This window comes from Tabrizicola sp. (assembly GCF_031377265.1).
GTDB lineage: Bacteria > Pseudomonadota > Alphaproteobacteria > Rhodobacterales > Rhodobacteraceae > JAUYQR01.
Window position 1 is genome coordinate 1 of record NZ_JANMET010000109.1, and the last position, 14,951, is coordinate 14,951.

A 14,951-nucleotide genomic window follows, 5' to 3' on the forward strand; every position below is an offset into this window, starting at 1 on the left:
GTCAGAGTGACGGCAGTGCCTTCCAGTGGAGCATTGACGGCGCTGATCGCCAGAGGCGCGGGGATCAGTGCCCCCAGTCCCGGTTCGCGCAGGGCAAGATCGGCGGCAAGCCCGGTGGCCGCGCGGGCCGCGTCAAGGGCGACTTCGGCCAAAGCCTCGGCAGCGGCGGCAGGGCCGGCGGCTGCAAGGCGGAGCGGTACCCACGGGGTCACATAGCCGGGAACGGGCGAGGGGCCGCCTGAAAAGGCGATGTCGCCAGAGGTTCGCCCAATGGCACGCAGGGCGGCCAATGCAAGACGCGCGGGAGTGGCGTTGGAGAGAGCGAGCGGCAGCGACTGCCAATCGGGGCTGACGGTTGGCGGGCCGCCGAGGACGACCGGATCGGGCGAGGCGAGAATGGCGCGGCACAGCGCCTCGGCCTCGGCAACCGGCGCAAGGGCGGCGGTCAGGGCGGCGGCCTCGTTCACGTCGGGCGAGGGGAGATGGGTTGTGTTGAGGGATGTGGGGCTGACCGCGTTGCCTTGCAGATCGGTCAGCCGCATCAGGCGCACGGCGCCGGTGGCACAGGCGACGACGAGGGATGCATCGGACGCGTCCAGCACGGTGCCGGGGACGGCGCTGCCAGCGGTGATTTCGGCGGCACCGACGGCCAGAATGCGGCCCCCGACCAGAATCTTTGCGACAGCGAGCGGGTTGCGATAGCCGCCGTGATCCAGCGCGCGGACCATGCCTGCGACAGTTTCGGCGGGTTTGGTGAAATCAAGCCGGGCGGCAGCGGCGGGCCGGTCAGCGCGGCGGAACATGCGGCGAGGGCCATTGCCCTGCGGTTGGCGCGGCTGGCCACCGGCCTCAAGCGCCGTGATGACTTGCGGAAAACTGTCGAGTGCTGCGGCAAAGCAACGCGCGTTCAGCGTGAAGGCGGTTTCATCGGCGGTGATGTCGAAGGTGCTGGTCGCCAGAACTTCGCCTTCATCGATGCCGGATGTCATCAGGTGCCAGGTAACGGCGTGCTGACGTTCCGCGTTCAACAGCGCCCAGACCGGGGCGTTGAGGCCGGCATACCCAGGCAACGGCCCGTCGTGGAAGTTGACGCCACCCTGCCGGGCAAGGGCCAGCACGCCTGCCGGCACCAGCGACAGGTTCGCGACCGAGATTACCCAATCCACGGCGTGACCCGGCAGGCGGGCTGCAAGGCCCGGTCCGGGTGCCACCACGGTCAGGCCCCTTTTCGCGGCCCAACTGGCGACGTGCGGCGCGCGGGTCACGACGGCGGTGACGGCGTGACCGCGATCCAGCCACAGGTTGCCACATTCGGCGGTCAGGCTTTCGTTGCCGATCAGGATGGCGGTCAGGGTCATCAACGGGCTCCGGTCATTCGGCGGCGACTTTGCGTTCGGCAAGGGTTGCGGCGGGATTGGCTTCAGCCTCGGCGATCGCGGCGCGCAGCCGTGTGGCAAGCACGCGGACGTTGGGTTCAAGCACCATCGAATCGTGGTCGCCCGGCACCTCCACAACGTCGAGGGCGGGGGCGAAGGGCGTCCACTGGTTGTCGGGATACACATATTCCCGGGCGGCGCTGACCCAGTTGCCTGCGGTCACCTTCCAGTGCCGGTCCAGCCGCGGGCGGTACAGAACCACCCGGCCTTCGGCCCAAGGCTGCAGCCGGTAAAGGCCGACGGCGGTGCGAAACGCGGTCTCGATCTCGGCGTTGTGGAAGGAGGGCGTGGTGGGATCAGGTTCGCCCGCTGCGATGGCGTGGCGCGAACGTTCCCAATCCATCCGCCTGCGCGCCCAGTCGACCAGAAACTGCGGCCCCCCGGCGCGCAGTTCGGCAAGCTTGATCATTGCGCGGTCCAGGCGGGACAGCGCGGGCCGCACCGGTAACGGTGTGTCGAGGAGCACCATCAGCGCCACATGCTCGCCCATGGCGCGAAGCTGGCGGCCGATTTCCCAGGCGGTCAGGCCGCCACCCGAAAAGCCGCCAAGCAGATAGGGGCCCTTCGGCTGCACCTGCCGGATTTCGGCGATGCAATCGGTGGCGGCGTCCTCCAGCGTGGCGTGGGGGGCCGCCGCATCGCCAAACAGACCACGTGCCTGCAGGCCGTAAAACGGCCGGTCGGTGCCCAAGAGATGCGCGAGGTGGCGCAAGTTCAACACGTTGCCGAACATGCCCGCGACCAGGAAGAACGGGGTCTTCGGCCCACCCTCGCCACCGTGCATGGCGACAAGATGGGTGAAGCGCGGCCCGGCGGGATCGGCCTTGGCGGCGGGGTCGGCGGCGGCCACGTCTTCCGGACCGAGCCGGTCGGCGACGAGTTTTGCACAACGGGCAATGGTCGGCGCCTCGAACAGGATCGAGATCGGGAAGTCGATCTTCCACTGCCGCCGGATCATCGCGAACAGGCGGACAGCAATCAGCGAATGGCCACCAAGCGCGAAGAAATCGTCTTCGATGCCCACCTCGGCCACGCCGAGGAGTTCGGCCCAGAACCCGGCAAGCACGCGTTCAACTTCGGTCCGGGGGGCGAGATAGGCGGTCTCAAGGTCGGGGCGGGCGAAGCCGGGGCCTTCGGGGACGGCAGCCGTGGTGGCGGCAGCCTGACGAACAAGGGCCACCAGGTCACGAGATGAGACGAAGACCTGCGGACTGTCCGAGCCAAGCGCGCGCAGGAAGGCATCGGCACCTTCGGCGGGGCGGATACCGTCGGCCAGCGCATCGGCCAATTGCTGTTCTGCCGGGGACAGGCTGCGGCGCGCGCTATCGTCAGGCTCCACCTCGGCGGGGCGGGGCGGGGCGGGACGCGCCAGCACCTGTTCTGCGGCAACCAGGCGGAAGGTGATGCCTTCTACTTCAACCAGGATGCCGCCGGTGGCATCGGTCAGGGTGACATCGAAGCTGGCGCCGTCTGCGCCTTGAGTGCCGGTCAGGCGGGTCCAGCTGCGAATCTCGGCTGGCAGGGATGCAAAGATGCGGACGGTGCCAAGCGTCACCGGCACCCAGATCATTCCCAAGGGCGCGTCGGGCAGCAGCGCCAGCCCCCAGCCGGTGCCGATGTCAAAAAGTGCGGGATGAATGGCGCAGGTTTCGGCGTCAGCGGCGGCCTGTGCGGGCAGTGCCATGGTGGCGAGGCCTTCGGCAGTGCCAGTGGCGGTGCTGCGCAGCACTTGCCAGCGGGCGCCAAAGGCAAGGCGGTCTTCCTGAGCAGATGGCAGGGCGACGCCGCCTTGCGCACTTTGGCGGACCGGGCAGCGCGCGGCGATGGTGGCAAGGTCGAGGCTGCCCGCAGTTTCGGTCAGCGGTGCGAGGCCGGCTTCGGCGGTCAGCACCCAGCCTGCGGCCTCCCGCGTGCGGGCCTGCAGGCGCTGGCTGCCGTCGCGGCCACGTTTCAGGGTGACACGCAGGTCGCGAGGCATGTCGGCCTCAAGCCTGAGCGGGCGGATAACGGTCAGATCATTCAGCACAAAGCCGGGTTTCGCGCCGGTCGCAGACAGCGCTTCAGCGGCAATCTCCGGCCAGGCCGCACCGGGCAGAACCGACGTTCCGTCCTTCAGCCGGTGATCGTCCATCACCCATTGGCTCGCCGAAAGCGTGGCGGCAAAGCGGTGGCCGTCAGCAGTACTGGACATGCGTTCGAGGATCAGATTGCCGGGCAGCGGGGCGGCGGTGTCCAGCCCTTGACGGCGCGCATCAGCATCGGCGGCCATGCCGATGCCGGACCAGATGCCCCAGTTGATCGCGGTGACCTTGGTCTTGCCGCCCAAGCGCGCGCGGGCGAAGGCGTTGAGATATTCGTTGGCGGCGACGTAGTCGGCCTGCCCGGCGGGCGCAATTGCCGTGGAGGTGGAGGAGAAAAGCACCAGATGTTCGATGCTGCCGTCTGGCAACAGCGTATCAAGCAGCTTGGTGCCATGCACCTTTGGCGACAGAACCGCCTCGGCGGCACCGGGATCTTTGCCCAGCAGCGGGGCATCATCGACCGTGCCAGCGGCGTGAATGACGCCGTGGATCGGGCCAAGTTCGCTGCGGACACGGGCGAGGGCTGCACGCATGTCTTCGGGATTGCAGACATCTGCGGCAAGCGGCAGGACGGTGCCAAGGCGGTCAAGGCGCGACAGGACACCGGCCCGCACAGACCCGGGCGCGGGAAGGCTGCGGCCGATCAGGGCGACCTTTGCGCCGGTCTGACGCAGCAGCCGTTCGGCCACCGTCATGCCGATGCCGCCAAAGCCGCCGGTCAGCACCCAGACAGCACCCTGCGGCAGGCTAACCGGTTCCGGCAAAGGTGCGGGCGCGAGGCGGGTTTCATAGCGCCGGGTGCCGCGCAGGGCGGCCACGGTATTGCCGGGGGCAGACAGCAGTTCTTCCAGTACCAGCATCACCGTATCGGCGGGGATCGCGGCGCGGCGGCCTTCGGGCAGGGCCAAGTCGAGGGTGGAGGCGGTCAGTCCCGGAAACTCGCGTGGCATCACCCGCACCGGACCAGCGACGGCGGCCTTTTCGGGACAGGTCAGGGCCTCGGTGCGGACCTGTGCCGCGCCAGTGCTGAGCACGGTCAGGTGCGGAAGCGGTTTCAGCCCGGATTCGCCCAGCGCCTGACCGAGGAAGAACACGCTCCAGAACCCCTGTTCGAGGTTGCGGTGAAAAAAGCTGGAACCGGGGCGGAAGCTTTCGGTCGCCGTGACCAGCCAGAAATGCGCGATCCGGGCGGGGGCGAGGCTCCGCTGCACAAGATCGGCGATCAGCGCATCATATCCCTCACGCCCGCGTTCCGGGGCGATGGTGTAGGATTCCTCGCCGATCCGGGCGAAGGCATCACCGGCGTGAACGGTGATGACCTTGTGGCCACCGTCGCGCAGACGCTGCACCACTGCGCGGGCGAGGCCCGCCTCATCAGCAAAGACAAGCCAGGTCAGGGGCGCGCCAAGATCAGCCTCGACATCGACAAGGCAATCGGCAGGGGCTGCGCGCCAGGCGAGGCGATAGCCGAAATCGGTGACGGCTTCGTGGCGGGCGGGAAGCAGGTCTTCCTCGACAGTGATCGCGGGTTTGCCGGGGTCGATGAAATAGCGCGAGCGTTGGAAGGGATAGGTCGGCAACGGCACACGGCGGCGTGGGGCGTCGCCCCAGATCTGCGTCCAGTCGGGGTTCGCGCCGCAAGCCCAGAGCCGGCCAAGGGTGGCGATGAAATGGCGGTCGTCGGTGACGGTATCGTCGGGGTGGCGCAGGCTGGCGGGCACCGGCTGGCCACCCATTGCACCGTTGGCCTGGGCAAGTGTGGCCAGCGCGCGGCCGGGGCCAACCTCAACATACACCCGGTCAGGGTTCTGACGCAGGGTGGCCATGCTGTCGGCAAAGCGGACCGTACCGCGCAGGTGGGCGACCCAGTAATCCGGGCTGGTCGCCTCAGCGTCAGTCAGGATCTGGCCACTGCGGTTGGAGATGATCGGAATTTGCGGCGGTGACAGGCGCATCGTTGCAAGATGGGCGCGGAAGCGGGCGAGGATCGGTTCCAGCATTCGGGAATGGGCGGCGATGTCGATGGCGATGCGGTTGGTCTCGATTCCGTCGGCGCGCAGGCGGTCTGCGAGGGCGAGGAGGCCCGCGTCGGGGCCGGAGACGACGGTGAGTTCGGGGGCGTTGACCGACGCGATATCGAGATCACCAAGGTGAGGGGCAAGCGCCGCCTCAGACAGGGGCACCGACAGCATGCCGCCTGCGGGAACCGTGTCGAACAACGTGCCGCGCAGGTGGACGAGGCCGACCGTTTCCTCAAGGCTCATCACACCGGCAACGCAGGCGGCGGCGTTCTGGCCCATGCTGTGGCCGATCAGCACCGAGGGTGTGACCCCCCAGCTTTCCCACAGCCGTGCCAGTGCGATCTCGACGATCAGGATCAGCGGCAGCTGCAACGACGGGCGGCGCAGGCGTTCGGCGGCGTCGGCCTCGTGCCCCGGTTCGGGCAGCCAGAGCGGGCGGATGTCGGTGTCGGTCAGGGCATCCAGAGCGGCAAGCCCCCGGTCCATCCATTCGGCGAACACGGGTTCGGTTTCATACAGATCGCGCGCCATGTTGGGGTACTGCGCGCCGCCGCCTGGGAACATGAACACAACTTCGGGCGCGTCGCCCACCCGGCGCTGGGTAAAGACGCGGCGGGGATCGCCGGCTTCGAGAAGCTTTGCCGCCTCTTCATGGCTGGCGGCGACCAGTACGCGGCGGTGTTCAAAGGCGCGGCGGCCCTGTTTCAGGGTATAGGCCACGTCGGCCAGCGGCTGTTCGGGATGCGCGCGCAAGTGTGCTGCAAGGCGCGACGATGCCTCGCCCAATGCGGAGGCGCTGCGGGCGGACAGGGTGAGAAGCTGGAAGGGCCAGTCGGACCCGGCCGAGGCTGCGGGTTCGGACGCCTCTTGCAGCACGACATGCGCATTGGTGCCGCCAACGCCAAGCGAGTTCACCCCGGCGCGGCGCGGCCCCATCCGGCGCGGCCAGTCGGTCAGCCGGTCATTCACCCGAAACGGGCTGCCGTCAAAATCGATGGCAGGGTTCGGCGCCTCGAAATTCAGGCTGGGGGGCATCTGGCGGTGATGCAGCCCGAGCGTGGCCTTGATCAGGCTGGCCACCCCGGCAGCGGTATCAAGATGGCCGATGTTGGTCTTGACGCTGCCGATGCGGGCAAAGCCGCGGTCTGGCGTGGTGCGGCGGAACGCTTCGGTCAGGGCTGCGACCTCGATCGGGTCGCCAAGATAGGTGCCGGTGCCGTGGCATTCGACATAGTCGACGGTGTTTGCCGGAACCCCGGCCACCGCCAGCGCCGTGGCGATGCAGGCAGCCTGGCCTTCGACCGAAGGCGCGAGGTAGCCCGCCTTGGCGGCACCGTCGTTGTTCACCGCACTGCCCTTGATCACGGCCCAGACATGGTCGCCATCGGCCAACGCATCTTCAAGCCGGCGCAGCACCACGACGCCCGCGCCGGAGCCGAAAACCGTGCCCTGGGCGCGATGATCGAAGGCATGACAAACGCCGTCTGGCGACAGCACCTCGCCCTCTTTGTAGATGTAGCCACGGCCCTGCGGCAGTTCAATCGTGACGCCACCCGCCAGCGCCATGTCACATTCGCCGTTCAACAGCGCCTGCGCCGCATAGTGCACTGCAACCAGCGAGGTGGAGCAGGCGGTTTGCAGCGACAGGCTTGGCCCCTTGAGATCAAGAATGTGGCTGACGCGGGTAGACAGGAAGTCCTTGTCGTTGCCGGTGTGGCGCAACAGGAACATGCCGGTGTTGTCGACAAGTGCCGGATTGGAACAGAGGTTGAAATAGAAATAGCTGCCCATGCCGCAGCCCGCGAAGACGCCCACCGCGCCGTTGAAGGTTTCGGGTGGATGACCGGCATTTTCGAGCGCTTCCCACGCAACCTCAAGGAATTGGCGGTGCTGGGGATCTAGGATAGATGCTTCCTTGGGCGAAAAGCCGAAGAACTCGGCGTCGAACCGATCAAAGCCATCCAGCGGTGCGGCATGGGGCACGTAGGCCGGGTTACGCAGCATTGCCTGGCTTTCGCCGGAGGCCTGCAGTTCCTCTGGCGTCAGCTGGCGTACTGCCGACCGACCCTCGCGGAGGTTATCCCAATAGGCCGCGATATCCGGCGCGCCCGGCAGATGTGCAGCCATCCCGACAATAGCGATATCGCCCGGATCGGGTTTGCTGGCCTCGTCTATCCTGGAACCGGAATCGTTCATCATTTCCACACTTCCCCGCCAGACTCGTTAATGACCAAATACGAAGCATTACGGTCCAGAAGTATACGGCTTGCACCCTGGGATCGACGAACCGCCGCACCCAATTTCTTTCTGCACCAGATCCGTACCTTCGCGACTTCGCTACGGAGAATGGCGGACAGATGGTCAAGTACGGCAGTGTTGTAAAATCGGAAGCCCATGAACGATTCGCACGCTGGAAACATGATGATTCTACTATATCACTGTAAGGCAAAACGCACGAACACGCGGGTGCGGCGCGAGATTTTCAGAGAGACTTGTAAAGTGGGCAGTTCGGAGAGTGGCATTGTTGACAGTCAGGAACCAGTGGACGGTCTTTCATCGCCTTGCAGCAACGGTTTGGCTACACAGTCAAGAAAGGTCGCCGCTGATGCCGCGACCTATCCGAAGGTGAGACGATGAGAACGGAAAGATCGAGACGCGCGGTTCCTCCGCCGAACCACGTGGTCAGTTCAGACGAGAGCACAAACCGCGCGCAGGTTCAGCAGAATGATCATCAGGCGCAGGGGGTGCTGCCTTTGGCGTTGCCATCAACCACGGGGCAGGTACTGCCCCGTATTCAGATTTCGGATGTCCGTATCTCACCCAGTTCGCCCGACATCTATACCGAGCATTTCGGCCTGACGAGGCGGCCGTTCGCATTGGCGCCCGACCCGGAATTCCTGTTCTGGCCGCCCGCCCACAAGCGCGCCTACACGATGCTTGAATATGGCGTGATGACCCATTCGCCGATCACGGTGATCACCGGCGAAGTGGGGGCCGGCAAGACGACACTGCTGCTGCATCTGCTTCGGTCTTTGGGGCCTGAGGTGAGTGTCGGGCTGATTTCGAACCCGAACGGATCGCGTGCCGAACTGTTGCGCTGGGTGTTGATGGCGCTGGATCAGCCTGCCGTGCCTGACGAAACCTATGTTGATCTGTTTTCGCGGTTCCAGACCTACCTGATCAACGAATACGCCGCCGGACGGCGCGTAGTACTGATTTTCGACGAAGCGCAGAACCTTGCCCGTGAGGCACTGGAAGAACTGCGGATGTTCACCAACATCAACTCCGGGCAGGACGAATTGCTGCAGCTTGTGCTGGTCGGGCAGCCGGAACTGCGCAGCGTGATTTCCCGCCCCGACATGCGCCAGTTTGCCCAACGCGTGTCGGCAAGCTTTCATCTGACGGAAATGGACCTTCGCACGGTACGCGCATACATCCCACATCGCTTGAAGGTGGCCGGGCGCGAGCAGCGGGTGTTCAGCGCCGCGGCGGTCAATCTGATCTACAAGGTGACGGGCGGGGTGCCGCGGCTGGTGAATCAGCTTTGTGACTTATCCATGGTCTACGCGTATACCCGGGGCAAGCAGATCGTCAGTGAACGGACGGTCCATCAGGTTCTGGACGATGGCGTGCTTTTCGCGATAAATTCAACGCGTGTTCAGGATGACAAGTAAATATGACGATTGATCTGCGATTCTATTTCGCGCTGCTGGTCCGGCGACTGCCGTTTATCCTGATCATCCTGGCGGTCTGCACGGCCATTGGCGTGACGATTGCGTACACCCTGCCGCCTGTCTACCGCGCCGAGGCGAAGCTTTTGTTCGAAAGCGGGCAGATTCCCGATGAACTTGCCGCTTCGACCGTGACGTCGACTGCCGATGAGAACCTACTGGCAATCCAACAGCGGCTGCTTACCCGCGCGAACCTGCTTGAACTTTCCGACCAGTTCGGGATTTACGCCGCCACGCCCGAAATCTCGGAAGACGGAATCGTGGAAGAGATGCGGTATCGCATCTCGATCTACATGCCGCCGCTGTTGGGCAATACCGGCGTGGTAACGGTGTCTTTCGGCGCGTCAGAGCCGGAGATGTCGGCAGGGGTGACCAACGCGCTGGTGGCGCAAATTCTGGAACAGAATGCCGAAATCAGAACCGCGGCTTCGGGCAGCACGCTCGACTTTTTCGAACAGGAAGTGCGCCGACTGACCGAAGAAATGTCGCAGCAGAATGGCAAGATACTGGAGTTTGAAGAGGCCAATCGCGACGCCCTGCCCGAAAGCCTGGCGTACCGCCGGACGCGCCAAGCAGCCCAGACGGAGCGTTTGCTGCAGGTTGACCGCGAGCTGGCGAGCCTGCGTGACCGGCGCAAGCTGCTGACTGACCTTTATGACCGGACGGGGCGGCTGGCGTCTTCGGTTGGCGAAATGACCCCCGAACAGGCCCAGTTGGAAGACCTGCGGCAGGAACTTGCTTCGGCGTTGGTCCTGTATTCGGCGCAAAACCCGCGGGTGCGCGCCTTGCAGACCCAGGTTGCCGCGCTGGAGGAAGCGGTGAAGGAGCAGCTTGGCGTTTCAGGCGAAGGGACGCTGACGTCTTTCGAACTGCAGATGACTGATATCGACGGCCAGATCAGTTTTCTGGCCGAGCAAAAGTTGCAGATCGAGGCCGAGCTTGAGGCATTGCAGGCGTCGATAGAGGCGACGGCTGCGAATTCGATCAGCCTGAGCGCGTTGCAAAGCGACTACGCCAACCTGCGGGTACAGTATGATCAGGCGGTGGCAAGTCTGGCCGATGCGCGGATGGGCGACCGGATCGAAGAGACCGACCGCGGCCAAAGGATCACGGTGATCGAGCCAGCGATCGCGCCGGCCTTCCGTTCCGAGCCCAACCGCAAGCTGGTGGCCGCGACGGGCGCGGGAGCGGGGGTGCTGCTTTCTGCGGCGATGGTGCTGTTGCTCGAGCTTCTGAACCGGACGATCCGACGGCCTGCCGAACTGGTGAGGGCGCTTGGCATCACGCCTTTCGGAACAGTGCCATATATGGAATCAAAGGAAGAAATCCGGCATCGCAAGGTGGTAATGATCAGCACCATCGCCGGAGTGGTGATTGGGGTACCGCTTTTGCTGCTGGCGGTTCATGTGTTCTTGATGCCTTTGGGAACCATCATCGCGGTAATCGCTGAAAAAGTAGGCCTCGGCGACTGGGTCAAGATCAACATGCCAAGCATCTCGGGATAGATACCCCATGGAACGCCTGCAATCCGCCATCGCAAAGGCCCGCGCTTCCCGGCAGACATCGCCGGAGGCGCCGCCGAAAGCCGTAACCAAACCGCGTGAGCCGGTCGCTGATGCGTGGGGCGGGCTTGGCGCGCTGCATCTGGACACAGAGCGCCTGGACGAGAACCGGATCGTGGCACTTCGGTCCGGCCCAGAGGCTGCGATCTTTGACATGATGCGGACCAATCTGCTGCACCAGCTGCGCGAAAAGAAATGGACCCGGGTCGCGATCACGTCGCCAGGCAGCGCGTGTGGCAAGACGACCATCAGCCTGAACCTGGCGTTCAGTCTGGCGCGGCAGACCGACCTGAAGGTGATCGTTCTGGAGATGGACCTGCGCCGCCCCGCGATTCAACGCGCGCTGAGCCTGGACCGCACCTTCAACTTTGCCGGGGTCCTGAACGGCAGCGAAAGGGTGCAGGATCAGTTGCTGCGCTGGGGGGCAAACCTTGCCTTTGGCCTGAATTCGTTTCCGGTTCCGAACCCGGCAGAGCTTTTGTCGTCGGACAGCGCCGCTGACGCCATCGAAGCGCTGGAAGCCCAGTTCAAGCCTGACGTGATTCTGTTCGATATGCCCCCCATGCTGGTCCGGGACGACACGGCCGCCTTTCTTGATCAGGTGGACTGCGCCTTGATGGTTGCTGCGGCCGAGGAAAGCTCGGTAAGCGACATTGACCTGTGCGGTAAGGAACTTGCCGCCCATACCAACGTGCTGGGTGTGGTCCTGAACAAGTGCCGTTTGATGGGGCGCGAAAACAGCGATCGTTACGGTGCCTACTACTGACGGCGAGCGCGGGTAGCGGCGACTGCGGCGGGTTACGTGGTCAGGCGGCCGGGTCTGTGCGTTTGGTGCGGATCTGACGCAAGGCATGTGCAGTCAGATCCCGCAGGAACCGGGGCGGATCAGCGCCGAGGCGCGGCTGGATCAACCGCCGGGTCCGCAAGATCAAGCCGCCTGAGATATGCGCAAGCGTGGCCACCACCGCATGACCCCGCCCACCTGACTTGACGAGATAGCGCCAGCGACTGTCGAACCAGTAGCCGGGCACCCGGCCCCAAGCCTTCATTCCGGTTGAAACGGAACCAATGTGTTCGACCCGGCTTTCGCGCACGAAATGCGTCTGCCAGCCCGCATCACGGGCGCGGCGGCAAAGGTCGGTTTCTTCGAAATACAGGAAGAAACCCTCATCAAACAGGCCGATTTCGTCCACCACCTCATGGCGGATCATCAGGCTTGCACCGGCAAGCCAATCAACCTGACCGCTGACCGCTGGCACACCAAGCGGCACGGCGCGGTGCGCGAGCAGCCGCGATATCGGGCCAGTACGCGCAGCGCCTTCAAACTCTGAAGCAACCGACGGGAAGCGGAAGCAGGTGACGTGATCTTCGCCGTCAGACCCCTGGATGTAGCTGCCGGCAAGGCCCGCAGCGGGATGGGCCTGAAGGTAGGCGAGCAAAACCGCGATTGCATCGGGCGCGGGAAAGGCATCCGAATTCAGGATGTAAACGAAGTCCGGGAGGCTGCCATCGGGCAGCCCCAGACGGATGCCGACATTGTTGCCGGCGCCAAAGCCACCGTTGTGGCCCGACTGCACGACACGAACCCGTTCGCGGCCACGGGTTGCTGCAAGTATGCTTTCAAACGAACCATCGCCGGAATCATTGTCGACAACAGTGATCGCGCCCCTGATCCCCAACATGGCGCGTTCTGCGGCCGCAACGGCGCGCAGGGTCATTTCGGCGGTGCGCCAGTTGAGCACGACCGTCAAGACCGTAGGATGTTCCGAACCTGCCGTCACTGCATCACCCATCTACGTGCCTCCGGCAATCTGCCGCCTGCATTCTAAAGATCGCGCCATCGTGTGCGGGCGCTCGCGCTTGTGTGAAAAAGGTAGTGTCTGCACGAAGATAGACTATTCTTATGGGCCTGCAATCCTGCGGCTGGGCCACCTGGCGACCACTAGTTCCGTGGTGGTTCGCTACGTTTGCCTTGCCGCTGCGACAGGGCCGCCACGGTCAGGCCCGGAAGGAAGAGCGCGCAATCGAGATAGCGGCGCGCCAGACGCCTTGGGTTGGTCAGCATTCGCCACAGCCATTCCATCGCCACGCGCCGCACCCAAAACGGCGCGCGGGTCTGGTGGCCGGCGATGAAGTCCAGCCCCGCACCAATCGACAAGAAACCGATGCCCGGATGGCGGGCATAACCACGGGCGGCAAGAACTTCCTGCTTTGGCGCGCCCAGCGCCAGCAGGCAGATCCGCGCACCTGACGCCGCGACCCTATCCAGCAATGCGTCAGCCTCGGCCCCTTCTGGATCAAAGCCAAAGGGGGGCGCAAGGCAGGCCTGGACCGTTAGCCCCGGATGATCGGCTTCAAGGCGGGTCTTGGCGGCACGCAAGACAGGTTCGGTCGAGCCGAGAAAGGCCAGCGCCACGCCCTTTTGCGCCGCAAGGGCTGCCAGCGGTGCAATAAGCTCCGATCCAGGCACCAGCCGAACGTCCCGCCGCCCGGCCAGATGGCACAGCCATACTACCGGATTGCCGTCAGCCACGACATGGCTTTGGTCGGCGTAGGCGCGTGCGAAGGTCGGGTCGCGGCGCAGTTTGACGACATGATCAAGGTTCAGGGTTGCAATCGCAAAGCCCTGCCCATGGTCAAGCCGCGCGCCGATGTCGGCCAGAAGTGCTGCCTCATCCGGCGTGTTGACCAGCGCCAAGGCGCTTGCGCGATGGTCTGCGTTGGTTTGCCGGGGGTCATTGTCGGCCAAACTCTTCTCCATCCTGCCGGTGCCGCGCCCATGATGCTGGCGATTGTTCATCTGACGTCAAGCCGATAGCCTTTGCGTCAGGTTGATGATATCGATTTTTCGCATCTATTGCGCCGGGGTCATGTGAAAACGTGTCGAACCATCTGCTTCCCGTCTCTGGCGCCAAGCGCTTTGTGTCAATTGTGGTGCCAACTTTTCGGCGTGAAGGGTATCTTGGCCCGTTGTTCGACGCGCTGAAGCAGCAGATTGACCAACAAAGTGATCGGGTCGAGGTTGTTCTGATCGACAATTCGCCGGAGGGATCGGCAGCGCAGGCTGCAGCAGGTGCACCGGAGTTCGTGCGTTATGTTCACGAACCGAAGGCCGGTGTCGCCCATGCAAGGAACCGAGGCGTGGCCGAAGCGCGCGGGACGTATGTGATCTTTCTTGATGATGATGAATTGCCCGCGCGGGGCTGGCTTACGGCGTTCGCTGCAGCTGCCGATAGCGGCGTTGCCGTTGCCTTTGGCGCGATCGACCCTGCCTTTGAGGAGGAGCCGGCGGCCAACCTTCGCCAGCCGCTGGACCGCGTGTTCAGCCGCCGTTTGCCGGCAGCCGCCGGCGCGGATGTCAGCGCGCTGCGCGCTTATGTCGGGTCTGGAAACTCGATGTTTCGCCGCGATGTGCTGGCCCGGGTGACGCCACCTTTCGACCCGACCTTCAATGCTGGTGGCGAGGATGTGTGGCTGTTTCGGCATCTGGTTGACGATCATGGCATTGCGCTGATCTGGTGCCCCGATGCATTGGTCCATGAACTGGTTCCCGCACGGCGCGCAACCATCGGGTTTCTGCGCAGTCGCCGGTTCAGTGACGGGCAACTTCGCTGTGTGGTGGAAAGTGGCGCGGGCGGCCTGCGCGGTGCGGCGCGGGTGGCATTCTGGATGGCTGCGGGCGCGGCGCAACTGGTGCTGCACGGCATAGCGGCGCTTGCACTGCGCCCGTTTTCGGCAGCATTGTCGACCCGGTTTCAGCTCGATGCGGTCGGCGGGGCTGGAAAGCTGCTTTGGTGGCGCCGCAAGTTGGCGCGGTAACACGGGCGAGGGAATGACATGAACGAGGCAGCGGCAGCAAAGCGCGGGCTGATCGCGTATCTGACCGGCGATTACCCGAAAATCTCGCACACGTTCATTCTGCGCGAAATCGAAGCGTTGCGGGCGGAGGGTTTGGAGGTGCTGACCTGCTCGATCCGCAAGCCCGACGCTTTGGAGTTTCGTGGCGAGGAGGAGATGCGCGCGCGCGCGGAGACCGTCTATGTGCTGGCTGCGGCGCGAAATCCGCTGCGCGTGGTCGTTGCCCATGCCCAGGCGATTGCACGCGGGCCGGGGGTTTGGT

The 14,951-nt window shown here is 64.6% G+C and carries 8 protein-coding genes and 1 pseudogene; 5 read left to right on the forward strand and 4 right to left on the reverse strand.

Annotation, left to right across the window (positions count from 1 at the left end; translation table 11 throughout):
• Together RMO18_RS06270 and RMO18_RS06275 are read right to left on the reverse strand one after the other, a co-directional pair.
• A partial coding sequence (locus RMO18_RS06270; protein WP_309664628.1) for a formyltransferase family protein occupies window positions 1–1,358 on the reverse strand: 1,358 nt, incomplete at its 3' end.
• A 13-nt stretch (window positions 1,359–1,371) separates the two neighbouring features.
• Complete coding sequence (locus RMO18_RS06275; protein WP_309664629.1) at window positions 1,372–7,737, reverse strand: SDR family NAD(P)-dependent oxidoreductase; 6,366 nt, start codon at window positions 7,735–7,737, stop codon at window positions 1,372–1,374.
• Window positions 7,738–8,171: 434 nt separating this feature from the next.
• Here RMO18_RS06275 and RMO18_RS06280 point away from each other — a divergent pair, with 434 nt between their 5' ends.
• From RMO18_RS06280 to RMO18_RS06290, 3 genes are read left to right on the forward strand one after another with little or no spacing between them, the layout of a single operon-like run.
• A complete protein-coding gene (locus tag RMO18_RS06280) occupies window positions 8,172–9,212 on the forward strand; it encodes an AAA family ATPase (RefSeq protein ID WP_309664630.1) in 1,041 nt (346 codons plus the stop codon).
• Window positions 9,213–9,214: 2 nt separating this feature from the next.
• Window positions 9,215–10,774 carry a Wzz/FepE/Etk N-terminal domain-containing protein gene (locus tag RMO18_RS06285; protein ID WP_309664631.1) on the forward strand — a complete coding sequence of 520 codons (1,560 nt, stop codon included), beginning with the start codon at window positions 9,215–9,217 and terminating at the stop codon, window positions 10,772–10,774.
• Window positions 10,775–10,781: 7 nt separating this feature from the next.
• Window positions 10,782–11,597, forward strand: a complete 816-nt coding sequence (locus tag RMO18_RS06290; RefSeq protein WP_309664632.1) for a CpsD/CapB family tyrosine-protein kinase — start codon at window positions 10,782–10,784, stop codon at window positions 11,595–11,597.
• A 40-nt stretch (window positions 11,598–11,637) separates the two neighbouring features.
• Here RMO18_RS06290 and RMO18_RS06295 read toward each other — a convergent pair whose 3' ends face one another.
• The gene (locus RMO18_RS06295) at window positions 11,638–12,624 is read right to left on the reverse strand and encodes a glycosyltransferase family 2 protein (RefSeq protein ID WP_309664633.1); all 987 of its coding nucleotides are present in this window, start codon (window positions 12,622–12,624) and stop codon (window positions 11,638–11,640) included.
• A gap of 149 nt (window positions 12,625–12,773) precedes the next feature.
• Window positions 12,774–13,631 (reverse strand): WecB/TagA/CpsF family glycosyltransferase, encoded by an 858-nt coding sequence (locus tag RMO18_RS06300; protein WP_309664634.1) that lies wholly within the window; start codon window positions 13,629–13,631, stop codon window positions 12,774–12,776.
• A gap of 80 nt (window positions 13,632–13,711) precedes the next feature.
• Here RMO18_RS06300 and RMO18_RS06305 point away from each other — a divergent pair, with 80 nt between their 5' ends.
• Entirely contained in the window at window positions 13,712–14,650 is a 939-nt protein-coding gene (locus tag RMO18_RS06305) for a glycosyltransferase family 2 protein (RefSeq protein ID WP_309664636.1), read from the forward strand.
• An 18-nt stretch (window positions 14,651–14,668) separates the two neighbouring features.
• A pseudogene (locus RMO18_RS06310) lies at window positions 14,669–14,951 on the forward strand (colanic acid biosynthesis glycosyltransferase WcaL); the annotation flags it as partial.

Coding starts and splice junctions, on each gene's coding strand:
- RMO18_RS06275 (WP_309664629.1), bottom strand. CDS start 7,737: ATGATGAACGATTCCGGTTCCAGGATAGACGAGGCCAGCAAACCCGAT.
- RMO18_RS06280 (WP_309664630.1), top strand. CDS start 8,172: ATGAGAACGGAAAGATCGAGACGCGCGGTTCCTCCGCCGAACCACGTG.
- RMO18_RS06285 (WP_309664631.1), top strand. CDS start 9,215: ATGACGATTGATCTGCGATTCTATTTCGCGCTGCTGGTCCGGCGACTG.
- RMO18_RS06290 (WP_309664632.1), top strand. CDS start 10,782: ATGGAACGCCTGCAATCCGCCATCGCAAAGGCCCGCGCTTCCCGGCAG.
- RMO18_RS06295 (WP_309664633.1), bottom strand. CDS start 12,624: ATGGGTGATGCAGTGACGGCAGGTTCGGAACATCCTACGGTCTTGACG.
- RMO18_RS06300 (WP_309664634.1), bottom strand. CDS start 13,631: ATGAACAATCGCCAGCATCATGGGCGCGGCACCGGCAGGATGGAGAAG.